The organism is Pseudidiomarina sp. CB1 (genome assembly GCF_024752025.1).
Taxonomy (GTDB): domain Bacteria; phylum Pseudomonadota; class Gammaproteobacteria; order Enterobacterales; family Alteromonadaceae; genus Pseudidiomarina.
This window is the reverse complement of the sequence record NZ_JANTPU010000001.1, coordinates 204,952-231,746: the sequence shown is the minus strand read 5'-3', so window position 1 is coordinate 231,746 and position 26,795 is coordinate 204,952. Positions and strand designations below refer to the sequence as shown.

The window sequence follows — 26,795 nt, the reverse complement described above, 5'->3', positions numbered from 1 at the left end:
CTTAAGCTTAACGGAACTTTATTCTAATGCCCATAGCCCACCGATTATTCGCAGTGTTTTTTTTGCCAGCTTTAGCACTGGTCAGCGCTGTTACGGCGGCGCAAGACTTTCGCCCGTTGAGCGACCGCGCCATGCGCATCTGGGACACCCAGCACGGGCTGCCACATAACTCGATAAATCACATTACCCAAGACAGTCAAGGCTACTTGTGGATTGCCACGTGGCAAGGCCCAGTCCGCTTCAATGGCCGCACATTCGAAGTCTTTGACGATGAAACACAGCTTTCTGATCCAGGTGCCCTGTTTATTGGCGAAAACCCCTACACCAATACCATCGTTGCAACGGGTGCTCGCGGTGGTGTGAGTTACTTTAAATCCGCTCTTGCCGGTGGCCAATGGCAAGCGCAGCCAAGAGTTTTTGACCGTGTTGACTTCGCGCTTTTTGCAACAAATGAATGTACATGGTATGCCACTGTTACTACTGGTGTTGTCCGTGATTGCGACGGCAAACGCACGCAGTTTACGACAAAAGAGGGGCTGCCAAGCGACTCGATTCTTTCGCTGGCCAAAGACAGTACTGGCCGAATCTGGGCAGCTACCGACCGCGGTCCCGCCTACTTTCAACCGAAAACCGCGACATTTACCACAGTCGCTGGCTTACCGTCGGGTTACAACTTCGGGATTGTCAGTGATCAAAATACCAAAGACCTCTGGTTAAGTATTGACGAGAGTATTTACCGCCTTAATGTAGCTAACCTAAACTACGAGCGTTGGCCAGTGACCTACCCAAGCACCGTTACCGAGCTCTATCAAGCACCCAATGGCGTGATTTGGGTTGGAACCCATGAGCACGGGTTGACCCAACTCGATGACCAATCAGCAGTTATGACTACCGTCGCTAACGGCTTGCCGAATAATCACATCCTGTCGATTTTTGTCGATCGCGAAAACACCCTATGGGTCGGCACCCACCGCGGACTTACACAATTTAGAGAAGCTCCTTTTCATAGCCATCGAAAGGAAGATGGCCTCGGCTATGACTACGTTCGAGCCCTCATGCAGCGTGATGACGGTAGTATTCTCGTAGGTGGTTTGGGTGGTATCAAGCAGATCGCCAATGAAACCATTCTGCCCTTTCCGACGAGCAGCAAAGTAGCAAAAGAAAGCATCCTAACCTTTGCGCAAAGCAGTGATGGCTTGCTCTATATCGGTACCTTTACCAACGGCTTGTACGTACTTCGTAACGGCGAACAAATAGCCCATTACAATGAGACGAATGGCTTTCCCGGCAACGATATTCGTAGTGTTTTACTTGCCGATGACGGTTATCTATATGCGGCAACGTCGCGTGGTGTTTTACGCGCAAAACGGCGCCGTAATGGTGACCTTGAAACGCCTGATTATTTTGGCGTTGCGGAAGGCCTGCCAGACGAAATCATTTACGCCATCCACCAAAGTCCTACCGGCGATATCTGGATTGGGAGTATGCGCGGCCTATCTGTGCTTAAAGACCAAGGCATACAGCGCATCAACTTAAGCACGATCACCAACGCCGAGTTTATGTTTGGCTTTCACGAGTCCGGACAACATTTGTACGTTGCTAGCGACCGCGGACTCATTTTATACAACAAACAAACTGAACAATGGCAAGTTTTCGATGATGACAACGGCCTGCCGTTCGTCAAGTTTTTCGATGTCACTCGCGATCTTAACGGCAACGTATGGCTGGCGACCGGACGCGGCCTGTATGCTATCGCCGCCAATGATTTCGAGAGAGCTGTCTTTGATGATAATCCCGCAACGCCGTTGCCATACTCATTCTATGAGTCCTTCCATGGCTTAGCGAGTGCCCAAATTAATACGGGCGGACCACCTATGCTGGTGGACCGCGATGGACACTTATGGTTTGCAACATCACAAGGTGTCGGCCATTACCTGCCCGCAAATCTAGCGGCACTCAACGGTCAGCCGCCCGATCCGGTGATTGAAGCGGTAGAAGCCGACGGCAGTAAGATCACGCCAGGAACCTATCTTGATGCGCAAACGGGTCGTATTGAATTTAATTTTGCCGGGCTTGGCTTTCATCATCCGGAATCGATACGTTATCGCGTGCAGCTTGCGGGCTATGACGACAGTTGGGTAACCCCGAACGACAACCAACTTAGTGTTGCGTACACAGAATTACCGCCCGGAGCCTATATTTTTCAAGTGCAAACAGCCTACCCAAACGGGCAATGGAGCGATGCCGCAACCTTCACTTTTCATAAATTACCAACGCTATGGCAACGACCTACGACGTGGTTAGTTAGTGCCCTTCTCTTGCTTATAACCGTTGTCGCAGTCGTTCGCTTACGCTCCTACCAATTGAAACGCAGCAAAGAGCGATTGCAAGATTTAGTCCGCGAGCAGACCAAGTCGCTCGAACAACTCGCGCACCAAGACAGTTTAACGTTGCTGGCGAACCGCCGCGCCTTTGATCTGTTTCTTCGTGAAAAAGTGGCACGCACTGCGGGGCACCAATTAGGCCTGATCTTGCTCGACCTCGATTATTTTAAAGACATCAATGATCGCTATCTTCACACCACAGGCGACAAGGTACTCAAGCGCGTCGCCCAAATCATTACAACGACCGCACGTGAAAGCGACATGGTTGCCCGTTGGGGCGGTGAAGAGTTTGCGATTTTATTGACTAATACTGATCGCCAACAACTGACCGCGGTCTGTGAACGCATGCGCAACGCATTGGAAACGGCCGATTTGCATGACTTGGTCAGCGACTTGAGTGTGACCGGTAGTTTTGGTGCGGCGCTACACGAACCGAACGAGACCGCTGCAAGCTTGTTACGCCGTGCTGATAAGGCGCTTTATCAAGCCAAAAGCAACGGCCGCAACCGTACTGAACTAGCGCCAGCACGAGATTAGTGGTTGTGATCAGCTGCTATTACTGGAACAAACAAGTGCGTTTGATGTACGTCACATTCGCTCTGTTCGCAACCACAATCGCGCAACGTAAGCTGAAACAGATCACCGTAGTCACGCTCAGTTAAGTCTTCACTGTGCCCGCCCAAGCTGCGTACCAAAGCAGGCACTGTATTACTATGGCCAACGACCAGCGCATTCTCACCCGCCTGTTTGAGTTGTTCGACGAGCTCACGCGCGGTTGCTGGGTGATAGGTCTGTACCGTGATACCTAGTAACTTTGCGAGTGGTTGAGCTGTTTGTTGAGTGCGTTGGTAGGGCGTGCTGTAAATAGCTTTGATCTGCGCTTTTTGCAGCATGCCTGCGAGCGTTTGAGCACGCTGTACACCTTGCTCGCTAAGCGGCGGATCAGATTCTGCCTGCGCTTTTTCGGCATGCCGTACGACATACACGGTAAACTCATTTGCCATCGTTGAACTTCCCCCTAGTACCGCGCACACACTCAGTAAAATACCGATAACATATTGTTTCATTAATTTTTCTCATTGACACTCAAACCGACGCCACCTATGTTCCTAAATGTAGTGTTCAAACACAATCACCCATTGATGAAAGTATAACTATAACGCATAAAAGGACCCTCTCATGGATCATCATGGCTTTGACAGCTCAAGCACCGTTCGCCTTGGCGAGTGGATGCTCACTATTTTCCTTACTTTTATTCCGGTAGTTAACCTGATTGCTCTGCTGATTTGGGCATTCTCAAGCTCCACCAAACCTTCAAAACAGAATTGGGCTCGCGCTATTCTCATCTGGATGCTCATCGCCATGGTTATCGGTTTTGGTATGGGAGTGCTGGGCTTAGGTGGCGCTATGATGATGGGGAACACTTAACCCACTTGGAAACCAAACATGCTCCGCGCCGAGGCTATTAGCAAGATTTACCAAATGGGAGAAGTTGAAATTCACGCCCTTCGCGGCGTGAGTCTTCAACTTCACAGTGGTGAACTTGTTGTTTTACTTGGCGCCTCCGGCTCGGGCAAATCCACTTTACTTAACATCATGGGTGGACTGGATACCCCTAGTAGCGGTGAGCTCTATTATCGAGATCACGCTTTACATACCGCAAATGACCGTGAACTCACCCGCTTTCGCCGCGACCATGTGGGCTTTGTATTCCAGTTCTATAATTTAATCCCAAGCCTCACCGCCCGCGAAAATGTCGCTATGGTGACCGACATTGCTCGTAACCCTATGTCGCCAGAAGAGGCTCTCGAAAGAGTTGGCCTTCACAACCGCATGGATCACTTTCCTGCACAACTTTCGGGCGGCGAGCAGCAACGTGTTGCCATCGCCCGAGCTATCGCCAAACGGCCCGAAATTCTCCTGTGCGACGAGCCCACTGGAGCGCTCGATTCAACTACCGGAGGCTTAGTTCTCGAAGTTCTGCAAACGATCAACCAAGAGTTAGGCACGACAACCGCTATTATTACCCACAATGCGGTCATTGCGGAGATGGCCGACCGCATGATTCGATTGTCCGATGGTTGCATCACTGAAGAGCAGCAAAATAGTCAGCAGCGTGCTGCGAGGGAGCTCCATTGGTAAGCCCGCATGTAACCTTGCTGGCGAAGTTGCTCCGCGAGGTTTGGCATGCTCGCGCACAACTCTTCGCTATTGCCATTGTCGTGAGTGTTGGGGTGATGGTGTTGTTGATCATGACCACCGCACGACAAAGCTTAGTCAACGCTCAGCAAACGTTTTATGATGAACACCGCTTCGCAGATGTTTTTGTTGAACTCACTCGAGCGCCGCAGAGCCTATTAACCACCGTACAAGAGTTACCTGGTGTAGCTATGGCCGAGACACGTATTCGCAGCGCGGCACGCATTGAACTTGATGGCTTTGCCGATCCGATTCAGGCGCAACTTGTTTCACTACCTGAGCAGCAGACGCAGTTACTTAACACGCTGCACCTACGCAGTGGCTCATTACCCACCAACAGTCGTCAAGTTGTCGTTTCGGAGCCTTTCGCACAGGCACACCAACTGCAACTTTACGACGCGATAACGGCGATTCTCAACGGCCGTCGTACCGAGCTTGAAATTGTTGGTATCGCCATCTCACCGGAGTTTATCTACCAAATTGGTCCCGCTGACATTATGCCCGACTACCAACGCTATGGCGTCTTCTGGCTGCGTGAAGACGCACTCGCTGCAGCACTTGATATGGATGGCGCCTTTAACAGCCTACTGGTTAAACTTGAGGCGCAAGCTGATGGGTCTAATCATACTGATAGTGCCACCGTACAATTACGCTTAGACCAGTTGTTCGAGCGTTATGGCGGGCGCGGCAGCTACACCCGAGAAGAACAAATCTCCCATCGCTTTTTGAGCGAAGAACTGAAGCAACTGCGCACGAATTCTATTTTCCTACCTTTCGTGTTCTTGGGCACCTCGGCATTTTTGTTCAATATTTTCATGCAACGCCAGATTCATACCCAGCAGCAAATCATTGCGATTATGAAAGCCTTTGGCTACCGACCAGTGGTGATCTTACTACACTACTTGGGCTACAGCTCTTTAGTCGTGCTGTTAGGGCTGGCCCTAGGCGTTATTCTCAGCCGCTGGCTTGCGGCGACTATGGTTGAGTTATACGGTACCTATTTCAGTTTTATTGAGCTCAGCGTACAACTCAATTGGCGCAGCGTAGCCATTGCCGTCGTCGTGACCTTTGCCGCAGGCCTTATCGGCACGTGGCGAGCCATTTATCAGGCCGTTCAAGTTCCCCCGGCACAAGCCATGCGCCCGCCCAGTCCGGCAAATTTCCAGCAAAGCCGCATCAACTACTTCATCGCAATGATGGGCATTGGCCAAACTTGGCGAATTATTTTACGCAACCTTGTGCGTCATCCGTTGCGCAGCACCTTGTCAGTGCTCGGCATCGCCTTAGCTGGCGGCCTTTTGTTGTTCGGTAGCTACCAATTTCAAGCCATCAGCACCATGCTCGACCGTAATTATCGCGTCGAGCAACAGATGGATCTGATTGTTCATTTTACCCAAGTCACCGATGCGCAAGGGCTAACCAGTCTTGCCGCGTTGCCCGGTGTAAACTATGTCGAAGGTATGCGCAGTGTTCCGGTGCGCCTGCACAATGGACGACAAGTCTACAGTACGTCGATCACGGCATTTGATTCCGCTAGCCAGTTGCGCCAATTGGCGAGTGTGCGCAGCATGCCGACCACGGGACTCATACTTACCGACCACCTTGCCGATTACCTGCAATTGGAGACGGGAAGCAGCGTCAATGTTGAATTCATTGGCGAGCGCCGCTTAACACGCTCAGTGCCCTTAGTTGCCACCACCAACGAATCCATTGGCGTGGGTGCGTATATGGCACTAGGTGAGCTTAACCACATCTTGTTAGAAAGCTCAGTGTTGAGCGGCGCCTGGTTACTCATTGATGATAACCACAAAGCGTCGCTTTACACTGAACTGAACAAGATGCCACAAGTCGCCGGCTACAGTCACATTCGCGAGGCCGAAACCAAGTTACGCAATTATATGGATGACACTGTGCTAACCGCCATGAGTATTATTTTTGTTCTTGCTGGCTCGTTAACATTCGCTATGGTCTACAACAATGCCCGCATCGCTCTTGCTGAACGCGAGCGTGAATTAGCGACGCTTAGGGTACTGGGATACAGCTATGGCGAAGTCGCGCGATTGTTGTTTGGTGAGCTTTTACTGCTGGTACTGATTGCCATTCCGTTGGGTTGGCTTTGCGGCTTTATGTTCGCTGCGGGCATGACCGAACTCATGAGCAGTGAGCTATTTCGCATTCCCTTTGTTATCAGTCGACAGCTTTTCGGACTCTCAGCGTTCGGCGTATTGACCGCTGCGCTAATAGCCGTCATCTTTATGTTACGTCGCCTTAAGCACATCGACTTGGTGGCCGCGCTGAAATCGGAATAAAAGAGAACACATTATGAAAAAACCGCTGGCAAAAACGCTTCCATGGTTGCTCCTTGCACTACTCGTTAGTGCACTCGTGTATAGCCTGCGGCCGCAACCACCACAAGTGGTTGTTACCACAGTCTATGAAGGCCCATTGGCAGCAACGGTGAACGACGAAGGCCGCACGCATTTGCGTAACACCTATCAAGTCTCAGCACCAATAGCGGGCTATTTGCGGCGCGTCGTTCTCGAGCCAGGCGATGTCGTGCAACAAGGCGATACCGTGTTTTTAGTCGAACCTACCCCAACACCAGCGTTAGACCAACGTAGCCGCGAGCAAGCCGAACAGACGTTGAATGCAGCCGAGGCGCGTTTGCAAGCTGCCATCGCACTACAACAAAATAGTGAGAGCGAAGCACAACTCGCCACGAATGAACAACAACGTATTCAGAAACTCTACGACGCCGGTATTGCCTCGACAGTGGATATGGAACGGGCACAAACTGCCCTATTTCGCGCGCAATCGAATTTGCGCTCAGCCACTGCAGCCGTTGCCGTTGCGCAAGCTGATGTTAGCAATGCTAAGCTGGTATTAGAGATTGCCGAGGGCTCGCGCAGCAGCGATAAAACCCGCGTTCTCGAGGTCCCCGCCCCCATTAGCGGCACAGTCTTACAGCGCTACCGCTGTTGCGAAGGCGTCGTCGCTGCCGGCGAAACAATCCTTGAATTAGGTGACTTGCAAGAGCTTGAGGTGCAAGTTGATTTGCTCAGCAGCGCCGCGGTAAAAGTGCGACCCGGCATGCCAGCAAGAATCAACCAATGGGGCGGCCAAGAGGTTCTCAGCGGTATCGTGCGTCGTGTTAATCCGGCCGGCTTCACACGCATTTCTGCGCTGGGCATTGAGGAGCAACGCGTGAGTGTTTTTATTGAATTTACCGAGCCAACTCCTGACTTAGGTAACGATTATCGCGTGAACGCCGATATTATCGTTGAGCAAGCTGCGCAAACTTTGGCCGTTCCCATTACCGCGCTGTTTCGACAAGACCAGCAATGGCAGGTTTTCGTGTATCATGACGGACAAATTGAACAGCGTGCGATCGAGGTCGGATTCCAAAGCGGGATCTATCGCCAGATTCTGCAAGGCCTCGAGCCTGGCATGCGCGTTGTGAACCACCCGAGCAGTGATTTAGAAAATGGCATGAACGTACAGTTATGAAGTATTGGTTGGTCAAAACAGAACCTGATGAATGCAGTATCGATGACATCGCCAAAGCTGGCGACAAGGGCATGGTCTGGGACGGTGTACGTAACTATCAGGCACGCAATTTTTTACGCGATATGAACGTTGGTGATCACGTTTTTATCTATCATTCCAGCTGCGCCAAAGTCGGTATTGTTGGCCTAGCTGAAGTCACTGAAGAGGCGTTTGTGGACCCCTTGCAGTTCGATCCAGATTCGCCTTACTTCGATGCCAAATCAAACCCAGATAGTCCCCGTTGGAGCGCTGTAAGGCTGCGTTTCAAACAAAAATTTCAGCACCTATTAGCACTACAACAACTCAAGCAGATGCCAGCACTTGCAGCAAATCCGCTCGTGCAAAAAGGTTCACGTTTAAGCGTAGTCCCCTTTCAAGTTAAAGAATATCAGGCCGTGCTACAACAGCTGACCTAGACCGATTCAACATCGGTACTTTATTCATCGAGTGAGCATTGCATGCAACGTTCCTTACCGGTGATCAACTTAGAGATTCGGTAACGATGTTTGGCAAAACCTAAGTAACCTTTATCGGCGAGCCAACGCACCAGAGGCCAACGTAATGGCGCTGTCAGCCAACCTCTCCCCACTGCGGACCAGGCCGCATGGGTCACATCTAATCCGTACAGCATCGTGCCGTCAGCTTGCTGGCCGTGCAGAATACTGTTCGCTTGTGCAGTATCAATATGCGGAAAGCGCGCAGGGAAATCATGCGCCCAGATGTCCTCAAACTGCAGCTGCTGCTGTCGCTTTTGGTCAAGCGCTTTAAGTTGGCGCATCTCGTGCACGCACAAGGGGCAACCGCCGTCGTAGAACAAAATTAACTGTACCGCCAAGCTGGCCTCCGTAAACAATTGGTCACTCAAACAATGTCTACGAAAGCCAGCTTTTTTGCGATCAGTCTTCGCCGTTCACCTTCGCGATAAAATAAATCACGTAGAAGATGCAAATACCAATAACTACCGCAAGCCCTGTGAACGAGAAAAAGATAACTGGATCGGATACAAATTCTTTAAGTAATTGCATAAAACGCCTCCTTAGAAGCTATAGCGAATACCAAACATAGCCACTGTCGGATCGATATCGACCGCGACGGACTCTGCGGTGGCGCCATTGATACGTACATCAGCGACCGTATCAATCGCCATGCGACTCACCATTAAGTGCAAGCCCCAATTGTCTGCTAACTCGATGTTAACACCGGCTTGCAGTGCGAATCCCCAGCTGTTTGAAAGTGCAAGTTCAACGTCATCATCAGCCGTGATCACAGCTAGATCGGTCAGCACGCCACCAAGCTCTGGACTGACCTTCTCTTCGAAGAACGTCGTGTAGTTCACACCAAAACCGATAAATGGATCGATGGCATCATTGTCTAAAGTGAAGTGATACTGCGCCAATAAAGTTGGCGGAAGATGTTTGGTTTCACCAATTTTCAAGCCATCAATTGCGCCGGTGCCATGAATCTCATGCGTGAACGGTGTTGCAGCCACCAACTCAAGACTCCAATTTGGGCTCAAGCGATAATCAAAGGTAATACCTAATTGGGTATTCTCGTCGACTGTGACACCGGTACTGCCAGCATCTAAACCCGCAATAGATTCAATTACAGGCAACGATCCGCTATCATCATTTGGCATAACACCGATAGCACCAACGTTTACGGAAAATGTGTCCGCCGCAGCCGCTAACGGTGAAGCAAGACCGGCAATCAATAAGCTACTTACGATCAATGAGGTTTTCATACAGCACTCCTTAGTTAATTCCCCTATAGTTTATGGGGTTATGCTCGAAAAACCTTGATCTCGATCAAGCTTTATTTCTGCTCTATAATGAAAAAAACAACGACAAGTTAGAGGCTTATGGGACACCACCACGGACACCATCATGGCCATCACCACCACGGCGATGCATCGTCAAAACGTATTGGTTTGGCATTTTGGCTCAACTTCTTTTTTACCATCATCGAGTTTATCGGCGGCGTACTGACCAACAGTACCGCAATCATTGCGGATGCCGTACACGACCTCGGTGACAGCCTGTCATTGGGGCTTTCGTGGATACTCCATAAACTCGGTGCAAAACAAGCGACAACCGGCTTTACCTATGGCTATAAACGCTTCAGCTTACTCGGCGCGTTGATTAACGCCATTGTTTTGCTAGCTGGCTCGACTTGGGTATTGTTCGAAGCAATACCACGCCTTACCGACCCAGTGATGCCCGATACCGAAGGCATGATTTATTTGGCGATTCTGGGTGTGGTGGTCAATGGCTTTGCCGCATTCAAACTCGCGGCTGGTGAAACACTTAATGAACGTGTGCTGAACTGGCATTTACTTGAAGATGTTTTGGGCTGGGTCGCGGTCCTGATCGGCGCGATTGTCATGACCTTTGTCGACTGGCCCATAATCGACCCACTGCTGTCCATTGCGTTCACAGCCTTCATTGTAATTAACGTCGTACGCAATCTGATTGAGACACTAAAACTGTTCAGTCAGGCCAATCCCAATCCTCAGCTGTATAAAGAAGTCCAAGATGCAATACGAGCAGTCGAACAGGTCGCCGATATTCATCACATGCATTTGTGGTCACTCGATGGCGAATCCCACGTACTCACTGCCCATGTTGAGCTAAAAGACGACTTCAATGACAGCGAACACTACTTCGCCGTCAAAGAAGCCATTAACCAAGCGGTCGCCGAGTTTGACATCTTCCACACCACCATCGAACTGGAATTCAAATCCGAGGCCTGCCGACTAGACTAGTCGGCATTTTCATTGGCGTAACTCAAATCGGCAATGCTGTGCAACGTACCAAAACGCATCACATGAGTGATGCTGCGGAATGCTGAAACGTCTTTGCCTGGGTCTTCTTCCAGCACCACTAAATCAGCGTTTTTACCGACTTCAACAGTGCCGAGTGTGGCTTCTAAGCCTAATGCTTTAGCACCATTTTTGGTGGACATGACGAGGACATCGGCGGCCGAAATTCCAGCTGACTGCATGTTCCTCATTTCTTCTAGCATTGAAGCTCCGTGAAACATACTAGGGTTACCTGCATCCGTGCTTGTTGCCACTGTTGCACCGGCTTCGTGCAAAGTTTTCATGTTGTATTTAACAATGAACTGCTCCTGACCATTGGCGATGACACTACGTACGTAGTCCATTTTGTTAAGCATCTTGTTGTAGAACGGGTGCAACTTTTTGTAGCCCTCTTTCACCAGTTTTCGGGTGTGCGGATCAATACAATGGTTCGGATCATTAAAATTAGGCTCATCGCCCAGCAGAATATTGAGCGTCGATATTCCATCGGTTAGAGCAAAGCTGCTGGTTGGCTCGTACACCACATCATTGTCAACGACGGCTTGAATAAATTCGTCATCAACCAGCTTATCGTAAACGCTGTGAACTAACACATCAGCGCCAGCAGCCACTGCTGCTTTCGCATCGGCAAGTGTCCACGTATGGACGATAAATTGTAGACCTTGGCGGTGTGCTGCATCACCAATGACCTTTAAGCGCGGGTAGTATTCGTCTGTCAGTTCTTGCGGCAGCGGGTCAAACCACACTTTTAGCGCGCTAGCGCCTGTCGCAGCAACGGCAGCCACGCTCGAAAGCGCCTCTTCATCGGTGCTCATAGGCAAAAATTCATGAACGCCTGCGTGAACTTGCTTCTTCAGCACCGCCTCGCTCATCGGCGTTTCACCATGCGTCAATAGTTGGCCGGCCGCAACAAATCGAGGTTTATCCGAGTTCGCTATAGATCCTTCTTGTAAGCTCACTGTCCACGGAAAACTGCCAGTATCGAATAAGGCTGTAACACCGGAACAGAGATAAGTTCTGTCCAGTTTGTCAGTATTTGACTGCAAATAATCCTGAACCTCTTCGGTGTCATACAAATCCTCTAAAATCGGGAACATCTGACGCGAATCAAACCAACCACTAGCAGCATAGTGCACATGGGAATCGACCAAACCAGGAGTGAGGTACTTGCCTGAAACATCAATAACTTCAGCGCCATCTGCAATCGCACAGTCAGTGCCAACGCAGCTAATGGTGCCCTTTTCAACCACCACGACGCTATTTTCGATGGGCTCGCCACCATTGCCATCGTACAGCGTTGCACCTTTAAGGACTTGTTGTTGCGCGAAGGCGCTTGCGGTCATTAAGCCTAACGTGAGTAAAAAAGGTAAAGGAAGTTTCATACTGTTCCCTCGCTTGTTTTTGTTTATTTTAAAGCCAAAGAAAAGGCGCCCTGCGGACGCCTTTAAATGTTAAAAATAAGCTTAGGAAAGATTACTTAAATTGCAACTTATTCATTTAGCAGCATTTCACGTGCTTCATTAACTCATCATAGCCGTGTGGTTTGATCAGCGGCTGCCGCTCAGCCACTTTATAGTTACCTTGATGTACGATGGTACCACGTGCGACTTGTGCCAATGCTTGCCAGAATTGTTTTGATACTTTCATGTCAATCTCCAAAAATTAAGTAGTGTGTTTCGACATGAAGAAGTATATTGTTTCTAAATAAAATGATTAGACGGCTTTTATGAATAACATTGTTTCCATTTGGAAACATTATGAGAGGCATTATGCTTGACCGCATGAGTGACATGGCGATCTTCGCAGCTATTATTGACCAAGGCAGCTTTACCCGCGCTGCCGAGAAACTTGAGATCTCAAAGAGTGCCGTCAGTAAGGCCATTACCCGCCTTGAGGCAGAACTGCAAACCAAGTTGCTAACGCGCACCACGCGCAAGCTGAATCCAACCGTGGCTGGACTTAACTTCTATCAGCACTGCCGCGATATCGTCGCCGAAACCGAACAAGCCTTTGAGCATATCAACGCCATGCGCAGTTCGCCAAGTGGCCGCATTACTTTGTCGGCTCCGGTGAATTTCGGCGCCACTCAGGTGGCGCCACTGATGCCCGAATTTCTTGAACGTTTTCCTGAAGTCGACGTTGATCTGCAACTTAGCAACAGGCTCACCAATTTGGTTGCGGAAAACATCGATATTGGTATTCGCTGCGGCACTTTAAAAGACTCAACTTTGTACTTTCGTAAGCTTGCGCCTTTGCAAATCGTTCTGGTCGGCTCCAAAGGTTACTTTGAGCGCCACGCAAAGCCGCAACATCCCCATGAATTAAGCTACAAAGAAGGCAAACATCAGTGCATCACCGACAGCGCACGCGTGACTGATCGGCAATGGCGTTTCTATGACAACGACGAACTGATTCAAATCACGGTGAATGGGCGCTTTTTCGTTTCCGACAATCGCGCCATGCGCTCCGCATTGCAAGCCGACTTAGGCTTGGCCTATATGCCGAGTTATTCGCTGAATGAACTTATAGAATCTGGTGAGATCGAAGCCGCGCTCGAAGACTTCATGCCACAACCGGTGCCCGTGCATTTGGTGTACCCAGAACGCAAATACATGTCCGCAGCGGTTTCTGCGGCCCTCGACTTTTTACAAGAAAAGCTAGGATAAGATATTCCAATAACATCCGCCATATAACCAAATCAGATTGATCGTATTTCCCAATAGCGCTGTAATACGTGGTCCATCAATGATGTAGAGGCAGGCATGAAAAAGATCGTAGTGATTCACGAGAATGATGAATGGTTGGTGCCATTACGCGCTGAGTTCGCAAAGCGCGGCGTGAGTGCAACCGAATGGTTCCTCGACGAAGGAGAAGTGCGCTTTAGTGACACGCCTGCCGATGCCATCTACTACAACCGTATGAGCGCCTCGTCACACACCCGCGGCCATCGATTTGCACCAGAACTAACAAAGGCTGTGTTGACCTGGTTACAGAGTGCTGGACGTACCGTAGTGAATAACACGTCGGTGCTTGCCCTTGAAGTGTGTAAGCTTTCGCAGTATGCGGCGTTGGAGCGCGCTGGGCTAAAGGTTCCGCGAACTCATGCTGTGGTCGGTAAAAAGCATTTATTGGCCGCCGCAGAGGCTTTTCAGCAGTGGCCACTCATTCTCAAGCCCAACCGAGGTGGCAAAGGCCTCGGCGTGCAACGCTTTGATGACTTGGCTAGCCTTGAGAGTTACCTGAATAGTCCGAGCTTAGAAGAACCCCTTGATGGCACGTGGTTATTGCAAGAATACATCCAGCCACGCGAACCGTATATTACTCGCGCTGAGTTCATCGGTCGCAAGTTTCTTTACACCGTGCAGGTAAACACCGAAGACGGCTTTGAGCTGTGCCCTGCTGATAGCTGCTCAATTGAAGACCAATTTTGCCCAACGGACCAGAAGTCAGAGAAATTTAACATCACGCAGCGTTTTGACGAACACCCGATTATCGGTAAGCTTGAAGGCTTTTTGAACGACAACGCCATTGACGTTGCCGGTATCGAGTTCATTGAAAATGCCGACGGTGAATTGTTTGTCTATGACGTGAATACCAACACCAATTACAACCAAGCTGCCGAGCAACGCGCAGACGTGCCGCATACTGGCATGGGAGCTTTAGCTGATTACTTAATTGCTATGGCGCAATAACCTCTTGCCCGCACTCACGTGCGGGCAAATTCGTGATCATTGCGGTACGTAAATGTGCCCGCGGCCATTGCGATAATCGATCGTCAAAATAAAGTGCTTCAAAATGTCGTAGCCTAATATACCGTTCACTTCGACGCCTTTCATTCGCGAGCCAATACTTGAATAGCGACTGCCAAAATCTGCGGGTTGCCCTTCTGCAGGCACCACCACGTGAATATTTTCGAGCTTGTAAGGGCCAAAACCGAACAGCGGCAATTGAAAAAATTCTACATCTTTCGTGGCGTTCACTCCGCGTGAAACGCCCTGAGCAACAGGAAATTTCTCGAGCCAGTTATTGCTTGTCGCGAAGTTACGATGCAAATAGAGACCCCCACTGTTCCCCGTATCGAGCAGTACCCAGCGCTCCACCTCATCGTTAAAGTTAACTTTCACCAGCGGTCGGCCCGAGCCCTCTTGGGCACGCATTTCTAAGTTCGCTGTTTCCTTTAAATTAAAGGTACCAGGGTTGGCAAAACGCAAACGGCTATTCGGGTAATCAAACTGCAAAATGAATTGATTTAGCAACGGCGCACCGAGCAATAAGCTCACGTGTTTACCACCAAGATCCAGCCCTACTAATTCCATATCTAAGTCGAGGCCCAGTAATTTCGTAGGCACATCGCGGTAGATGCGGCGGTCTTGCACATCGTGTGCACCTTGGATCTTGATACGCTTATTGCTATCAAATTCCAGCTCATGGTGGTCAGCAAAACTCAGATTAAGTGCGTTGACCTGAGAGCCCGAATCGATCATCGCATAACTTTCGATGCCAGCAACTTCGACTTTTATGAGTACGTGCCCGTTAGCGTTTTCAAACGGTATCCAACTAGTGGCTTGAGCAAAACTTACGGTAGAAAAAAACGTCAGAGCAATGAAAATGAGCGCTCGCATAACATGTCCTTATTGTTAACACTTGGTTTCTTTTTGTTATTTATCTGCACAATACCTTACCTTGTTCAAAGTTGCGACCCCCAATTTTTACATTGAAGTTCATCGTTCAAAAGAAGCATTATCGGTTGCATCATTGGTCTACAAGCTGTATAAATATACAGTAATTTTCAAACACGCATAAGGATAAACCATGGCGGTAGTAACTCAATACGTTGTTGTGCGAGACGGAGAAGAAAAAATGACATTTGCCACAAAAGCTGAAGCCGACGCCCACGACAAGATGTTGGATATGGTAGATGAGCTTTTGCCCCTACTCGAACGTAGCGAAACCATTACCGATGAGAAGCAGATTGAAGATCTCGCCTTTTTCTTAGCGCGTGAACGCGAGCAAGTACTGATGGCTTTGGGTGCCAAAAGACCAGCCAAGAAGAAGGCTACGAAAAGCGCAGAAGTCGCGAAAAACGAGAAAGCTGCAGAAGACGAGGCTGCTTAGCAGCCTCCGTACGATTCGGCATAGCTTTTACCGAAACAGGCCACAAAGTCGTCAACAACATGTAGGTTCGGCGGCCAATCCATTTCGACTGGATTCCCATCTGCGTCTGTCATATTAACACCTGAAGGCTCGGGTAACGCTGCCAACTGCTCTCGCGCTTGGAGTAAAGCCTCGCGATCCTGCTGAAGAAAAGCAATCGTCGCATCAACGTAGTAATTCCAGCCAAAACTATCATTTTCTTTAGCTTTATAGGTCGTCTCGAACAATGCAACCGCTTGCTCGTTCTGCCCTACTTCCGCCCGCATTTGCCCCTCGTGCCAGCGCATGATGCTGAGCTGACCGTCGTGCAGTTCACTGTGCGTCGTGCGGTATTTTTTGATTAATTCTGCTGCGGCAACTTTGCAGCCTTCACGATTTGCAACCTCACGCCAGCCCGCATCCATGGTTTGATCGAATTCCATAAATTCCAGCGCTAAGTAATCAGTGCCAGGTGTGAGGCAAGGTTCAGCCGCTTCAGAATTCGACCACAAGCCGAGAGCGGCACAAAGAACGATACCCAGTTTACGTAGTAACATTATTAGTCCTCAATATAATAAACGTGGCTCACTAGCGCAGGCCGATGCTTCCGCTATCGTCAAACGGAAAACAACCGTTGTTGTTAACTCTCTTTAAATAACAACATAGTTTTGAATTAAGTGCAGTATTTTGTGGAAAATTTTCGGTGCATAATTGAACAAAGGTGTGCAACAGATTCCGGGGTTGAATCGGCATTGTGGTGGTGGCGCGTTTTACCCGTAGTAGAACTACGGGCTACAGGCATAAAAAAAGCCGCTCGGTGAGCGGCTTTTTATGGAATGTGGTGGAGCTGGCGTCAATTTAAAAGCAACCCTAAATTCCTGTTTAAAGAGAAATCTTTTTAAATATGAAAATTAAATACCCCCATTTAAACCCCCATAAACCAATTGCCAAACTTACTGGTTGAAATTTTCGAGCAATTTTCTCAGGCAGTAATCGTTAAGTTATTAACGCTTATCAAATATAGAAGGGCTGTCAAGTAATCGAACGTGTTCTATTGTACATAAAAAGCAAAAGTGCTACATTGTAGCACACAACAGTGAGGCGACAGTCGTGACTACAAAACCAACAACTACAATACGTATCGACCCAGTAGTAAAAAGGAAGGCTGGCAAAGTTTTTGATGAAATTGGTATCACCATGTCAACAGCAATAAATACTTTTCTTAAGGCTGTGGCTAGGGAGGGTGCCCTTCCATTTGATATTAACACCCATCATCCAAAGCCGAAGGCAGCACCTAGAAATGCGAAACTTAACCGTGCCTTTATAGTTAAAAAAGACGAGTTTTATACTCAATACGAAGACATTGAAAAGGAAATGGTTAAACATCGTAAAGCATTCAAAGGAAAGAGAGTTCTGTGTAACTGTGATGATCCTTTCGAATCAGCGTTTTTTCGTTTCTTCGTTGTCAATTTCAACAAATTTCAACTCAATGGATTAGTATCGACTTGCTATGCTGATTCATCGTTAGCAGGCCGGGAGTACCCGCTGGAGGGTGAAACGGGAGCCTATAAAGCAATTGTAGAATCAGTACCTGAAGAGTCGCTGGTCAGACCGGATGGTTCTCTTGATTTAGAGCACTTGTTTTCTCTACCTGATAATTGCCTTGAACATCTCGTTGGTGATGGAGATTTCAGATCAGATGAATGTAAGGCGTTACTAAAGGAAGCCGACATAGTAGTTACTAATCCGCCCTTTAGTCTTTTTAGAGACTACATTGATCTACTGATAAATTACGATAAAGACTTCATCATTTTAGGAAATATGAATGCTACAACCACAAAAGAGATATTTCCTCTCTTTCGTGACAATAAATTATGGTATGGCGAGTCCATTCGCTCGGGCGACCGAAAGTTTTTTGTCCCAGATAGCTACCCCATGAACGCTAGTGGTTGTGGTGTTGACGAAAACGGGAAAAAATTTATTAGAGTCAAAGGCGTACGTTGGTTCACCAATCTTAAAACCGACAAATCTAATACCCCACTGCAGTTGAGCTGCAATTACACTCCCAGAAAATATCCAACGTATGACAATTACGACGCAATAGAGGTAGGACGAACCCAAAACATCCCCCTCGATTACCATGGAGTGATGGGCGTACCTATTACTTTTCTTGACAAATACAATCCGGAGCAGTTCGAAATTTTGATGCTTGCAAACGGAAATGCGCGTACAAATGTATCTTCGGACGTACTGACGGAGGTTAACTACAGAATGCACCCTGAAGACAAAGGTGGGGTCGCAATTATTAACGGAAAACGCTCATATGCGCGAATCTTGATACGTTGGAAGTCTAAATGAGTACACTAATGCGCGTACCTTGTTCGTATCAAGGCGGAAAACAGCGTATAGCGTCGCAAGTGGTAGATCACCTATTACAAGTAGCACCGAGCCCTCATTCAAAATTTTATGACCTATGCTGCGGCTCTGGTGCAATATCGATTGAACTAGTTAACAGAGGCATTGACCCCTCACGAATTTGCATGCTTGACATCAGTTCTTGGGGTGCTTTTTGGGCAGCTATTGGAGCTGGAACTTTTAACATGGACGTATTTGATCGTTTAGTGGCTGAATTACCTAAAGATAAGCGTGACTTTAAAGCCCATATGGTTCAGTTGTCCCAAATTCCAGTCCGGAAAATTGGGATTGAACTTTATCCCTTGCTACAAGCAAGCTCCTTTGGGGGGAAGCAGATCTGGCACAATGGAGAACATTGGTCAAACGCATGTTTTAGAGATTACTGGGAGCCAACCGCAACTAGCGTTCGAAGAAGCCCAGCAAACCCAATGCAGCCTGGGCCGGATGAACTCCAGCGCAGATTAAACAAGCTTGTAAATGGCATGAAAGGTGTAAACTGCATCAATGACGATATTATGAGTATTTTAAACTCACCACTTCCAGATGATGCTGTGGTATACGTTGACCCTCCGTACAAAAGCACAACGAAGTACGGATATAACTTCGATCTAAACTCTTTCGTTACCGCTTTTCGTGAAATGAGTAAAGCACCATTACTCGTTTCTGAAGGAGTGGCATTGACCGAAAATTCCGTAATGCTCACCTTTGGTGGTGCCAAAGGTGGCATTAGCGGAGTCAAGAAAGGTAAACACCAAGAGTGGCTAAATTACCTATAGAGTAGTCCTAGCCACTTTGCACTCCTCGTAGAACCATTTCGACCGAGAATAACCGAAGCTGTTTTAAAATTATCAAGTTCTGACTCAGGAAATACGGCTAGGGAATAATAGTTATCCTTGATTCTCTCAAAGGTCACTATTTTATTAACCAAATAAGAGCCCTCCCCCTTGGCTCTAAATACATCAGTGATCCTCTCACCAGAAATACTAACTCCTTTGATTTGAAGTCTCCATGTCCCATTAGCATTGTCGCCTGTAGGGAAAAGGATTGTATTTCCAGCGAAGTCAGTTCCCTCGAAATTGATTGTAATATCTTTCCTTTGAGACGTTGCTATTGGAGAAATACCAAAAAATTCAACTCCTCCGCGCATATAATTTGGTTCACCGAGATCAAAACGGGTATCCGCTGGGTTACCTTTTTCAATGAGAGATTTCATCGACAAATCGAGTATGTTCCTAGAGCCTCCTGTTAGCCTTCTAGTTTCAAACCAAATAATATCGCTCACATTATCCTGTTTAGCCGAAACTTGGACCTCTATTTTTTTGGGTTGTTTTTTAGCCGCCTTTTTGTCGGGAATGTTGATTTGGGGCATAGTTGCTGGGAACCCCCTACCGAATAGAGGGACTCGATCCGGTTTCCGGCCAGCAGTTTTAACCGAATGTATTCGTTGGCTTACCTCTTTCGCCACATAACCATCTTCGAGAAGTTTTCTAATATCGTCCATTGATGAAATGGGCCTAAACGAGTCACCAAGAGAAGACAAGCAATTGAAGTAATCTTCTAAGTTTTTTGCTATTTCAATATCTTCGTCACAATTCATGTCCAACGTGATATGTGCCGAACTTTCGAAGTTTGTCCATAAGCCACCACCAGTCAAATTATGTGAACCGATAGCGATTACTCCCCGAGCTTTCCCTAAGAATTGATAAATTTTTGTGTGAAACGTTTGACCTGTTTCCGAGTGAACGACATTTAAAGAGTCAGTACAATGTAAGAGAGCCGTAAGCGCTTCATATGAGGTTACGCCTAGATCAACACCTACATATATATTTACGGTTCCCCCTTTTTCTCTAAATTGATTGAAAAAATCCTTTAGCCTAAGTACACCGCTATTTTTTGCAAACGCAACCGCGATGTTTAGATGTTCAAAATCAGGCGATTCGAGCAGTTCAATCAACTTATCCCCAAGTTGTCCTGTAAACGGTTGGTTTAATAAATCCATTTTGTAATCCTTCAATTTTTCCGTTGGTAGCGTACTTATTCGACCCCAAATGTTCAAAAAGCTTGACCTAATGACTAACAGAACAAGATCGATTCAATTCCTTTTTTAGGAATGCCAGTCTACCAATAACAGAGTCAACGCATCCTGCAATTTATCTACTCTTGCACTAAATAACAAACTTTTGCTTCGCATGCTCTAAGTGGATTAGTTTTGCTCGATTGGCCCTGAACGTTTTCAATTAATACCTTAGAACTCCTAAGATCTTTATCATAAGCAAGTTTCCTTAGTTTTGGAGGTTGTTTGAATCAACGTCAAACGTGTTAGAGATTCAATCCATCAGACTAGCTTTTAGGAAGGGGGGACCTAGTTTTCAATTTGGTTGCAGATCTTTAGGCCGGGGGGAGCCTTTGATTTTTCTTGTAAAAGGTACAGTACAACACTCATACTCATGTGAGAGAATTCTGTATAAGCGCAGCCACTACCAAAGAGATGACAATGACTCCTGATGCAATAAAAAAGGAAATTATCAAAAAAGGTTTTTCTTTAACCATGATTGCTGATGTACTTGGTAAGTCCCCTAGCATGGTTTCGAAGGTGGTAAATGGGTCAGCGACTTCGCTCCTTATCGCAGACTGTATTTGCCGTATTTTAGAGCGACCGATACATGAGGTCTTCCCAAACCTCTATGACAAAAGCTTTTCGAGAACTTACAAAACCAGCAAGAACTATAAAGCTAAAAAGGAAGAGCTTAGAGAGCTTCTACGGCGTTAGTTTATGTTTGTTAGAATCGAGGCTAGACTGAGTAGCTTCGCCCGTTTTAAGGGCCTCTTAGAATTGAGTAAACTGAAGTTTTTGTATCATATACAATTCATATTAGTCCTATTGGTTTGGGAGCTATTAAGGTTATCGCTCAATCTCGCTAGCATTGAGGTTTAAGCAAATGTCTCTAAATGGTCAACAACTTGAATCAGCGAAGAATTTTATCTTCTGGGTTAGTCAGATTGGTCTTTTAGTAGTTATCGGCTTTGTATCCGTATAACATGAAGAAAAGCCCGCCCACGATATCTCTGAGTCGTGAGCGAAGCGAACAGCGAAGAGCCAGTATCGAGGGTGGGCTTTTAAGTCAAAATCCTTTTAGAAGGAAGAACCAACGAGCTCATACTATACCAAGTGAACAAGACTAGCTTCACTAATCCGCTCCCCGCCTTTTACGTCATTTTTGTCATTTACGACCTGAGTTTAAAAAGTCGTAAATGACGTAAATGACAACTTCTTATGAGGGGGGAGCGAGAAAATCTTCTAACTCATGAGTTGGAAAATACAATACCTCTTTTCCTTGCCCTCTTTTAGTTTCCCAAAAATTTGGCAAGTCCGTATGTGCCATATCACTATATGCTTTTAAAACACGTTTTAGAGTTCTTTCTGAGTGCTGAGAGCTCTGGACAGCAGACAAGATCTGCTTTTGATTCGCACCGGAGTGAGTAGATAGATACTTTCCTACCGCCCGAAGCGTCTGCTGGTCTTTTGCGATAGCCTGCTGTTGTTTTTCAAGTGCTTCCAGATCAAGGGGCTCGTGTAACTGGCTAACAGACCTATGTTTATCGATTTCAAACGACAAGGGCTTAAACTGACCGCGAGCTTTCTCAATCTCAGTGGTGATAATGATCTCCTCTTTCACTGGGTCCTTATGTGAACGAAGATATATCATTTCGTCACAGTCAGCTTTAAGATCTCCGACTCCCTCAAAGACTAACTCTGAGTCGCCTACCGTATACTTATTCGTATGCGCCAGCGCAACCACAGTGGCATTCATCCCGTTCAGCTTCCGAAACAACTTGAATATATTTTTGATTGAGGTTTTGTCGAGCATATTAGCGAACTTCTTTATTGTATCGAAAACAAAAACACATCCAGTTAAATCATGATCGCTCAAGGTAAGACGCTCCAAGTCGAACAAAATCTGTTCGGCGGAGGTTCCCTTTTTTATCCCGGGAAGCAGGAGATTAAACCCTCCTGTTTGTGCTTGAGCAACCGCACTTTTGGCGTCAGCCGCTGAAATGTCATCGTTGATATATAAAACCCTATAGTTTTTGCTCGCCATAACAGCCGACAGATGCATAAAGAGAGTTGTCTTACCAGCTCCTGCTTCTGCCGGAATCACCAAAGTATGAGTTTCAATCAACAAATTCGGTATAATCCAGTTTGGCTCTGTTAGTTTGTCAAGCTCGCTCTGTGTCAACTCGTATGCGCTAAACCAATCTTGTTGAATATCCGGAATTATTGCATCAGTCATTTGTCCAGCCCTCAAGACGATAAACAGCAACTCGAGAGTGAACTCTCCCCATGGAATCCGTCTGATTTTCGCGACGTGTTGTAACGACAGCTCCTCTTTGTTTTAACCGTTCAATAACTCTTGCCGGATTCATTATTCCGCGCTCTCTGAATTCTAGGGTTGAGACGCTTTCTCCACTTCCTAGCAACTCAATAGCCATAGTTAGCTGTGTCTTTTGTATTTTCTTTTGCTTCATTGGAATCTCCTGAATATTAACTTGAGATTTTTTAACATTTGCCAATAAAGCTGAATTGATTATACTAACGGTGTTAGCCCGTTAAAAACCCTCTCAGCATGGATTGGCTTTGAGGGTTTTTACATTTCTACAATCTCTTCTATCCTGCTTGAGATCCACTGTTCTATTTCTCTCTCGGACCAGCCAACAGCCTTCCCTCCCTTTACCAAAATGATACGTTTCGGGAACTTCCCTTTGGCTGAGAGTGCATAAACATAGGACTTTGATAATCCGGTTCTCTCGACTACCTCATGTATTCGGAGAATACGATTGGGGCGCGATTCTGCTTGATTTAAGTTTTCCATAAATGTCTCCAAAGTAACCAGCGAACGGTATTGTTCGTGATGGACGTTTCGGAGTTTATACTTGGAGGAGAACACTAAACCACTGGCCAAACCGGCCATAAAGAATTGCCCCGTCTGGCCGGGGTCGATATGTTAAAAAGACAATGTTGAAAGATCTGAGCTAGTTAGCCTTATCGGCAAATTCAAACTTTCTTGCGCCAGAGGTAGGTTTTAACTCTGGAACAGATCTCTTGAATATGCTTCTAGGCTCTGTGTAATTCTTAGGAAACAGTTCACAATCAAATTTTGCCAATTCACGCATGTACCAACCATATGAAGGCTCATAACCTATGGCAGAAGTGATAGCTTTATGCACTTCCATAACTTTAGCATTTTCTGGAAGGCCCAACGTGATGGCCTTTTCTTTCAGCCACTGAAAGAATTTCACTCTTCTTTGTTGTGTCGTGCTCAATGAAGAAAAATCTCTTCCTGTAACATTGTTACCTTCATAGTCGCTCCCTAAAATGACTACTTGAGAGGCTAGGAGACCGATATCGTATGTGGATTTCACCACCTCCACATCTGTTTCTCCAAAAATAGATGGTCCTTTTACGGCTACATTAAATAGTTTGCCATTGGCATCTAAGAACGAGTCAATCCTTAAGCATGTATCGCTAATTTCATAATCACACATACCAAAATCAAAAAATAATGTACTGTTTTTACTGAATTCAACCAATCGGCTATTCATCGTCTCACCGTCATGAACTGCATCAATATCTCGTTCCAACCTGAATGAAACCAGACTTTCATTTGCCTTTAACTTTTCAATCGCTAGATGAGTAGCACTTACTATATCGCTTCTTTCAGCTAGTTCAGCTACCAATGTTGCGAAGTATCTATCTGTCCTATTCATACGCACTTACTCTCAGTCGAGTTAAATAATCAGCCCAATCCTGCATCATTTTTGTTCTCTGCGTCAGGTGCTTCGTTCGATTGTAAGCACGACCATTGTGGTCTCTCACAGCATGACCTAACTGCTGTTCGATATACTCAATTCGATAGTCGAGCTCTTCATCTAAAAGAGTTCTAGCCATTGCACGAAAACCATGAGCAGTCATCGTCTCGTTATCGTAACCTAAACTTCTCAAAGCTGTTCTAACTGCATTATCTGACATTGGGCGTGTTCTTCCCCTAGCTGACGGGAAAACATACTTACTATTAGATGTTAGTGGCTTGAGATCTTGGAGTATCTGTATAGCTTGTCTGGATAATGGAATGATCAAAGGTTCCTTGATTTTCATTTTCTCGGCAGGTAGCTCAATTCGTTTTGCTTCAAAGTTGACTTCACTCCATTCAAGATGCCTTAACTCACCCGGTCTGCAAAAAAGCAAAGGTGAAAGCTTCAAAGCAGCCATAACAACCGGGGTTCCCCTATACTCATCAATTGCTAACAACAGTTTACCTACCTCTTTAGGCTCAACTATTGCAGCAAGGTGGGTTTTCTCTGGGGGTCTTAGAGCTCCTTTGAGGTCTGCTGCAATATCTCTTTCAGCTCTTCCAGTTGCAATAGCATAACGATAGATTTGTCCTACTAACTGTTTGATTCTATGCGCTGTTTCTACAGCTCCACGAGCTTCAACCTTTCTTAAAACGCTAAGTAGTTCTACCGGAGTTATTTCACCTATAGCACGCTTTCCTAAGTATGGTTTCAAGTCTCTGTTAATAGCTCTTTTAGTACGGTCAAGATGCACTTTACTCATGCCTTGCATCTTTTGCTCTACATACTCATCAGCAATACTTCCAAAAGTGTTGTCATTTGAAAGAACAGACTGAAGTTTATTGAGTTTCTTTTCTTGAGAGGGGTCAATCCCTTGAGCAATCTTCTCTTTAGCTATTCGTGCTGCCTCCCGAGCTTGAGATAACGAAACTTGGGGATAGACACCAATAGCAAGCATTTTCTCTTTACCATTTATACGATACTTGAGCCGCCAATACTTCTGTTCATCAGCTTTCTTCATTGGTTTATCAGTGTACTTGGCCTTCTTAACCAATAAGTAAAGCCCCTGACCGTCAAAGAGTTTATAGTCTTTGTCCTTAGGTTTCGCTGCGTCTACTTGCTTCGCGGTAAGTTTCATAATGGCGTCTCTTAGCTTCTGCGTACATGTGGGGGTATCTTTCAGAAAAGGTGGCTGCATACCCCTATAAGAACCCCCAAAATAGGGAGTACCCCCAGAGACAGAATAGGACAATATGGAAAGACAGACAATAAAAAACCCAGCATTTATCTGGGTTTAGAGACCATATCGGACAATATGGATTTTAATTTGGTGGAGCTGGCGGGAGTTGAACCCGCGTCCGTAATACCTACATCCTCGGTCCTACATGCTTAGTCAGTCTTTTAGTTAATCACCAAGTCGCCGACAGACAGGCTACTTAAGGTGACGATCCCGATTGGTTTTAACGCTTTGGCTACGGGCGAAGCCTCCACGCGAGTCTGCTTTGGGGTGAACCGACTGATCCTAGTCTCACAGACAAAGCGCTAGGGGTCGGACTCAGCGGGTTATTAAGCCGCTAAAGCGTAGTTGTCGTCGTTTGCAACTATTAAGTTGAGGCTTTTTACGAGGCCAGCCTCACCTCGGCATGCACCTTGGGTTTCGTGTATCCCGTCGAATCCAAATCAGCCCCAGGGTTTTCTTTCTACAACGTGCTTACTATACCTAAGACCGCGCTTGAGTGCTAGAAGTTCCGCACACAAGCGCCGAATTTATAACCACTCATGATGCCATATAAAGCACTTTCTCAACCAGCTTGCTAATGCCCTTCTCGGCATCGACTAAATTAGTAGCCAGCATATAAGCGGGCGTGGTCACCAAGCGGTTAGCGTCATCGACGACGATGTCATCTACTGGGCATTCCACGTGTTTGCCGCCCATGTTCTCGATCGCGCTCGCGACGTCTTCGTCAAAGCCAATGGTTGCGCGTACGCCTTCGCCATAAATGTGCGGTAGTAACACCGGAGCAATACACATGTACCCTGCGGGTTTACGTGCCTCAACAAAGGCTTTACCCACCGCTAGTACTTGCTCGTTCACCGTCATATCGGCGCCGTTCACGGCAAAATCACAGAAGTTCTTCGCCACACCGAAACCACCCGGCAGAATCAAGGCATCAAATTCGGCGGCATCGAGTTCACTTAATGGCTTTACTTCGCCGCGTGCAATGCGTGCAGACTCGACCAGCACGTTGCGTTTTTCTTCACTCACGTCGCCGCTTAAGTGATTTACCACGTGCAACTGGTCAACATCTGGAGCGAAGCATTGGTAGCTCGCTCCCTGCTTACTAATGTGCAAAAGCGTCAGTACCGCTTCATTGACTTCGGCGCCGTCGAAAACGCCAGAACCTGAGAGTAATACTGCTACTTTTTTCATGCTTAAATCATCCTTTTCT

The 26,795-nt window shown here is 47.0% G+C and carries 28 protein-coding genes and 1 other RNA gene; 13 read left to right on the top strand and 16 right to left on the bottom strand.

The window, feature by feature from the left end; genetic code table 11:
- Nucleotides 1-26: 26 nt before the first annotated feature.
- Nucleotides 27-2,921 (top strand): ligand-binding sensor domain-containing diguanylate cyclase, encoded by a 2,895-nt coding sequence (locus NV375_RS01085; protein WP_258806597.1) that lies wholly within the window; start codon nucleotides 27-29, stop codon nucleotides 2,919-2,921.
- Here NV375_RS01085 and NV375_RS01080 read toward each other — a convergent pair.
- On the bottom strand, nucleotides 2,918-3,451 hold the full coding sequence (locus NV375_RS01080; RefSeq protein ID WP_258806596.1) for a histidine phosphatase family protein: 534 nt from the start codon (nucleotides 3,449-3,451) through the stop codon (nucleotides 2,918-2,920). The two genes, NV375_RS01085 and NV375_RS01080, sit on opposite strands and share 4 nt — an antisense overlap.
- Nucleotides 3,452-3,563: 112 nt before the next feature.
- Between NV375_RS01080 and NV375_RS01075 the strand changes: the two genes are divergently transcribed.
- The 5 genes from NV375_RS01075 to NV375_RS01055 are packed head-to-tail and all read left to right on the top strand — an operon-like array spanning nucleotide 3,564 to nucleotide 8,545.
- Complete coding sequence (locus tag NV375_RS01075; protein ID WP_258806595.1) at nucleotides 3,564-3,812, top strand: hypothetical protein; 249 nt, start codon at nucleotides 3,564-3,566, stop codon at nucleotides 3,810-3,812.
- A gap of 18 nt (nucleotides 3,813-3,830) precedes the next feature.
- Complete coding sequence (locus tag NV375_RS01070) at nucleotides 3,831-4,526, top strand: ABC transporter ATP-binding protein (protein ID WP_258806594.1); 696 nt, start codon at nucleotides 3,831-3,833, stop codon at nucleotides 4,524-4,526.
- On the top strand, nucleotides 4,520-6,892 hold the full coding sequence (locus tag NV375_RS01065; protein WP_258806593.1) for an ABC transporter permease: 2,373 nt from the start codon (nucleotides 4,520-4,522) through the stop codon (nucleotides 6,890-6,892). Before NV375_RS01070 ends, NV375_RS01065 begins: the two co-directional genes overlap by 7 nt.
- 13 nt (nucleotides 6,893-6,905) lie before the next feature.
- Complete coding sequence (locus NV375_RS01060; RefSeq protein ID WP_258806592.1) at nucleotides 6,906-8,090, top strand: efflux RND transporter periplasmic adaptor subunit; 1,185 nt, start codon at nucleotides 6,906-6,908, stop codon at nucleotides 8,088-8,090.
- A complete protein-coding gene (locus NV375_RS01055) occupies nucleotides 8,087-8,545 on the top strand; it encodes an EVE domain-containing protein (RefSeq protein WP_258806591.1) in 459 nt (152 codons plus the stop codon). Before NV375_RS01060 ends, NV375_RS01055 begins: the two co-directional genes overlap by 4 nt.
- Before the next feature lie 20 nt (nucleotides 8,546-8,565).
- Here the strand turns inward: NV375_RS01055 and NV375_RS01050 are convergent, their stop codons facing one another.
- The 3 genes from NV375_RS01050 to NV375_RS01040 all read right to left on the bottom strand — a co-directional run bounded on the left by NV375_RS01050 (nucleotide 8,566) and on the right by NV375_RS01040 (nucleotide 9,870).
- Entirely contained in the window at nucleotides 8,566-8,964 is a 399-nt protein-coding gene (locus NV375_RS01050; protein WP_258806590.1) for a thiol-disulfide oxidoreductase DCC family protein, read from the bottom strand.
- A gap of 61 nt (nucleotides 8,965-9,025) precedes the next feature.
- Nucleotides 9,026-9,154: a DUF3149 domain-containing protein gene (locus tag NV375_RS01045; RefSeq protein ID WP_258240557.1), complete on the bottom strand. Its 129-nt coding sequence runs from the start codon at nucleotides 9,152-9,154 to the stop codon at nucleotides 9,026-9,028.
- Between the two features lie 11 nt (nucleotides 9,155-9,165).
- Nucleotides 9,166-9,870 carry an OmpW family protein gene (locus tag NV375_RS01040; RefSeq protein ID WP_258806589.1) on the bottom strand — a complete coding sequence of 235 codons (705 nt, stop codon included), beginning with the start codon at nucleotides 9,868-9,870 and terminating at the stop codon, nucleotides 9,166-9,168.
- A gap of 117 nt (nucleotides 9,871-9,987) precedes the next feature.
- Here NV375_RS01040 and NV375_RS01035 point away from each other — a divergent pair, with 117 nt between their 5' ends.
- A complete protein-coding gene (locus NV375_RS01035; protein WP_258806588.1) occupies nucleotides 9,988-10,890 on the top strand; it encodes a cation diffusion facilitator family transporter in 903 nt (300 codons plus the stop codon).
- On the opposite strand, the gene NV375_RS01030 is transcribed toward NV375_RS01035, so the two are convergent.
- Both NV375_RS01030 and NV375_RS01025 read right to left on the bottom strand, forming a co-directional pair.
- Nucleotides 10,887-12,329, bottom strand: coding sequence for an amidohydrolase family protein (locus tag NV375_RS01030; RefSeq protein ID WP_258806587.1), 1,443 nt, complete (start codon nucleotides 12,327-12,329; stop codon nucleotides 10,887-10,889). The genes NV375_RS01035 and NV375_RS01030 overlap by 4 nt on opposite strands.
- A gap of 115 nt (nucleotides 12,330-12,444) precedes the next feature.
- The gene (locus NV375_RS01025; RefSeq protein WP_157980841.1) at nucleotides 12,445-12,594 is read right to left on the bottom strand and encodes a hypothetical protein; all 150 of its coding nucleotides are present in this window, start codon (nucleotides 12,592-12,594) and stop codon (nucleotides 12,445-12,447) included.
- Between the two features lie 110 nt (nucleotides 12,595-12,704).
- Between NV375_RS01025 and NV375_RS01020 the strand changes: the two genes are divergently transcribed.
- The gene (locus NV375_RS01020) at nucleotides 12,705-13,613 is read left to right on the top strand and encodes a LysR family transcriptional regulator (protein WP_258806586.1); all 909 of its coding nucleotides are present in this window, start codon (nucleotides 12,705-12,707) and stop codon (nucleotides 13,611-13,613) included.
- Between the two features lie 96 nt (nucleotides 13,614-13,709).
- Nucleotides 13,710-14,639 carry a RimK family alpha-L-glutamate ligase gene (locus NV375_RS01015; RefSeq protein ID WP_258806585.1) on the top strand — a complete coding sequence of 310 codons (930 nt, stop codon included), beginning with the start codon at nucleotides 13,710-13,712 and terminating at the stop codon, nucleotides 14,637-14,639.
- Between the two features lie 36 nt (nucleotides 14,640-14,675).
- Here the strand turns inward: NV375_RS01015 and NV375_RS01010 are convergent, their stop codons facing one another.
- The gene (locus NV375_RS01010; protein ID WP_258806584.1) at nucleotides 14,676-15,569 is read right to left on the bottom strand and encodes a pepsin/retropepsin-like aspartic protease family protein; all 894 of its coding nucleotides are present in this window, start codon (nucleotides 15,567-15,569) and stop codon (nucleotides 14,676-14,678) included.
- A 190-nt stretch (nucleotides 15,570-15,759) separates the two neighbouring features.
- On the opposite strand from NV375_RS01010, the gene NV375_RS01005 reads away from it, so the two are divergent.
- Complete coding sequence (locus NV375_RS01005) at nucleotides 15,760-16,062, top strand: YebG family protein (protein WP_258806583.1); 303 nt, start codon at nucleotides 15,760-15,762, stop codon at nucleotides 16,060-16,062.
- Here NV375_RS01005 and NV375_RS01000 read toward each other — a convergent pair.
- Entirely contained in the window at nucleotides 16,059-16,637 is a 579-nt protein-coding gene (locus tag NV375_RS01000; RefSeq protein ID WP_258806582.1) for a hypothetical protein, read from the bottom strand. The genes NV375_RS01005 and NV375_RS01000 overlap by 4 nt on opposite strands.
- Nucleotides 16,638-17,190: 553 nt before the next feature.
- Here NV375_RS01000 and NV375_RS00995 point away from each other — a divergent pair.
- A complete protein-coding gene (locus NV375_RS00995; protein ID WP_258806581.1) occupies nucleotides 17,191-18,438 on the top strand; it encodes a type II toxin-antitoxin system RelB/DinJ family antitoxin in 1,248 nt (415 codons plus the stop codon).
- A 182-nt stretch (nucleotides 18,439-18,620) separates the two neighbouring features.
- Nucleotides 18,621-19,271 (top strand): hypothetical protein, encoded by a 651-nt coding sequence (locus NV375_RS00990; RefSeq protein ID WP_258806580.1) that lies wholly within the window; start codon nucleotides 18,621-18,623, stop codon nucleotides 19,269-19,271.
- Here NV375_RS00990 and NV375_RS00985 read toward each other — a convergent pair.
- Nucleotides 19,262-20,494: a hypothetical protein gene (locus tag NV375_RS00985; RefSeq protein ID WP_258806579.1), complete on the bottom strand. Its 1,233-nt coding sequence runs from the start codon at nucleotides 20,492-20,494 to the stop codon at nucleotides 19,262-19,264. The genes NV375_RS00990 and NV375_RS00985 overlap by 10 nt on opposite strands.
- A 495-nt stretch (nucleotides 20,495-20,989) precedes the next feature.
- On the opposite strand from NV375_RS00985, the gene NV375_RS00980 reads away from it, so the two are divergent.
- Complete coding sequence (locus NV375_RS00980) at nucleotides 20,990-21,265, top strand: helix-turn-helix transcriptional regulator (protein ID WP_258806578.1); 276 nt, start codon at nucleotides 20,990-20,992, stop codon at nucleotides 21,263-21,265.
- A 502-nt stretch (nucleotides 21,266-21,767) separates the two neighbouring features.
- Here NV375_RS00980 and NV375_RS00975 read toward each other — a convergent pair.
- The 7 genes from NV375_RS00975 to elbB form a co-directional block, all read right to left on the bottom strand.
- Nucleotides 21,768-22,787 (bottom strand): AAA family ATPase, encoded by a 1,020-nt coding sequence (locus NV375_RS00975; RefSeq protein ID WP_258806577.1) that lies wholly within the window; start codon nucleotides 22,785-22,787, stop codon nucleotides 21,768-21,770.
- On the bottom strand, nucleotides 22,780-23,022 hold the full coding sequence (locus NV375_RS00970; RefSeq protein ID WP_258806576.1) for a helix-turn-helix domain-containing protein: 243 nt from the start codon (nucleotides 23,020-23,022) through the stop codon (nucleotides 22,780-22,782). The genes NV375_RS00975 and NV375_RS00970 overlap by 8 nt, the downstream gene beginning before the upstream one ends.
- Before the next feature lie 119 nt (nucleotides 23,023-23,141).
- Complete coding sequence (locus tag NV375_RS00965; protein ID WP_258806575.1) at nucleotides 23,142-23,366, bottom strand: AlpA family transcriptional regulator; 225 nt, start codon at nucleotides 23,364-23,366, stop codon at nucleotides 23,142-23,144.
- Nucleotides 23,367-23,526: 160 nt separating this feature from the next.
- On the bottom strand, nucleotides 23,527-24,261 hold the full coding sequence (locus tag NV375_RS00960; protein WP_258806574.1) for a hypothetical protein: 735 nt from the start codon (nucleotides 24,259-24,261) through the stop codon (nucleotides 23,527-23,529).
- The gene (locus tag NV375_RS00955) at nucleotides 24,254-25,483 is read right to left on the bottom strand and encodes a phage integrase central domain-containing protein (protein ID WP_258806573.1); all 1,230 of its coding nucleotides are present in this window, start codon (nucleotides 25,481-25,483) and stop codon (nucleotides 24,254-24,256) included. The genes NV375_RS00960 and NV375_RS00955 overlap by 8 nt, the downstream gene beginning before the upstream one ends.
- A 190-nt stretch (nucleotides 25,484-25,673) precedes the next feature.
- Nucleotides 25,674-26,033, bottom strand: a transfer-messenger RNA (tmRNA) gene (ssrA, locus tag NV375_RS00950).
- An 89-nt stretch (nucleotides 26,034-26,122) separates the two neighbouring features.
- The gene (elbB, locus tag NV375_RS00945) at nucleotides 26,123-26,776 is read right to left on the bottom strand and encodes an isoprenoid biosynthesis glyoxalase ElbB (RefSeq protein ID WP_258806572.1); all 654 of its coding nucleotides are present in this window, start codon (nucleotides 26,774-26,776) and stop codon (nucleotides 26,123-26,125) included.
- Nucleotides 26,777-26,795: the final 19 nt, after the last annotated feature.

Excerpts from the sequence above, each read along its gene's own strand:
- NV375_RS01005 (WP_258806583.1), top strand. The coding sequence starts at position 15,760 with ATGGCGGTAGTAACTCAATACGTTGTTGTGCGAGACGGAGAAGAAAAA.
- NV375_RS01015 (WP_258806585.1), top strand. The coding sequence starts at position 13,710 with ATGAAAAAGATCGTAGTGATTCACGAGAATGATGAATGGTTGGTGCCA.
- NV375_RS01035 (WP_258806588.1), top strand. The coding sequence starts at position 9,988 with ATGGGACACCACCACGGACACCATCATGGCCATCACCACCACGGCGAT.
- NV375_RS01075 (WP_258806595.1), top strand. The coding sequence starts at position 3,564 with ATGGATCATCATGGCTTTGACAGCTCAAGCACCGTTCGCCTTGGCGAG.
- NV375_RS01070 (WP_258806594.1), top strand. The coding sequence starts at position 3,831 with ATGCTCCGCGCCGAGGCTATTAGCAAGATTTACCAAATGGGAGAAGTT.
- NV375_RS01085 (WP_258806597.1), top strand. The coding sequence starts at position 27 with ATGCCCATAGCCCACCGATTATTCGCAGTGTTTTTTTTGCCAGCTTTA.
- elbB (WP_258806572.1), bottom strand. The coding sequence starts at position 26,776 with ATGAAAAAAGTAGCAGTATTACTCTCAGGTTCTGGCGTTTTCGACGGC.
- NV375_RS00990 (WP_258806580.1), top strand. The coding sequence starts at position 18,621 with ATGCTTGACATCAGTTCTTGGGGTGCTTTTTGGGCAGCTATTGGAGCT.
- NV375_RS01060 (WP_258806592.1), top strand. The coding sequence starts at position 6,906 with ATGAAAAAACCGCTGGCAAAAACGCTTCCATGGTTGCTCCTTGCACTA.
- NV375_RS01040 (WP_258806589.1), bottom strand. The coding sequence starts at position 9,870 with ATGAAAACCTCATTGATCGTAAGTAGCTTATTGATTGCCGGTCTTGCT.
- NV375_RS01020 (WP_258806586.1), top strand. The coding sequence starts at position 12,705 with ATGAGAGGCATTATGCTTGACCGCATGAGTGACATGGCGATCTTCGCA.
- NV375_RS00960 (WP_258806574.1), bottom strand. The coding sequence starts at position 24,261 with ATGAATAGGACAGATAGATACTTCGCAACATTGGTAGCTGAACTAGCT.
- NV375_RS00980 (WP_258806578.1), top strand. The coding sequence starts at position 20,990 with ATGACTCCTGATGCAATAAAAAAGGAAATTATCAAAAAAGGTTTTTCT.
- NV375_RS00985 (WP_258806579.1), bottom strand. The coding sequence starts at position 20,494 with ATGGATTTATTAAACCAACCGTTTACAGGACAACTTGGGGATAAGTTG.
- NV375_RS00970 (WP_258806576.1), bottom strand. The coding sequence starts at position 23,022 with ATGAAGCAAAAGAAAATACAAAAGACACAGCTAACTATGGCTATTGAG.
- NV375_RS01080 (WP_258806596.1), bottom strand. The coding sequence starts at position 3,451 with ATGAAACAATATGTTATCGGTATTTTACTGAGTGTGTGCGCGGTACTA.
- NV375_RS00975 (WP_258806577.1), bottom strand. The coding sequence starts at position 22,787 with ATGACTGATGCAATAATTCCGGATATTCAACAAGATTGGTTTAGCGCA.
- NV375_RS01010 (WP_258806584.1), bottom strand. The coding sequence starts at position 15,569 with ATGCGAGCGCTCATTTTCATTGCTCTGACGTTTTTTTCTACCGTAAGT.
- NV375_RS01025 (WP_157980841.1), bottom strand. The coding sequence starts at position 12,594 with ATGAAAGTATCAAAACAATTCTGGCAAGCATTGGCACAAGTCGCACGT.
- NV375_RS01030 (WP_258806587.1), bottom strand. The coding sequence starts at position 12,329 with ATGAAACTTCCTTTACCTTTTTTACTCACGTTAGGCTTAATGACCGCA.
- NV375_RS01055 (WP_258806591.1), top strand. The coding sequence starts at position 8,087 with ATGAAGTATTGGTTGGTCAAAACAGAACCTGATGAATGCAGTATCGAT.
- NV375_RS01000 (WP_258806582.1), bottom strand. The coding sequence starts at position 16,637 with ATGTTACTACGTAAACTGGGTATCGTTCTTTGTGCCGCTCTCGGCTTG.
- NV375_RS00965 (WP_258806575.1), bottom strand. The coding sequence starts at position 23,366 with ATGGAAAACTTAAATCAAGCAGAATCGCGCCCCAATCGTATTCTCCGA.
- NV375_RS00955 (WP_258806573.1), bottom strand. The coding sequence starts at position 25,483 with ATGAAACTTACCGCGAAGCAAGTAGACGCAGCGAAACCTAAGGACAAA.
- NV375_RS01045 (WP_258240557.1), bottom strand. The coding sequence starts at position 9,154 with ATGCAATTACTTAAAGAATTTGTATCCGATCCAGTTATCTTTTTCTCG.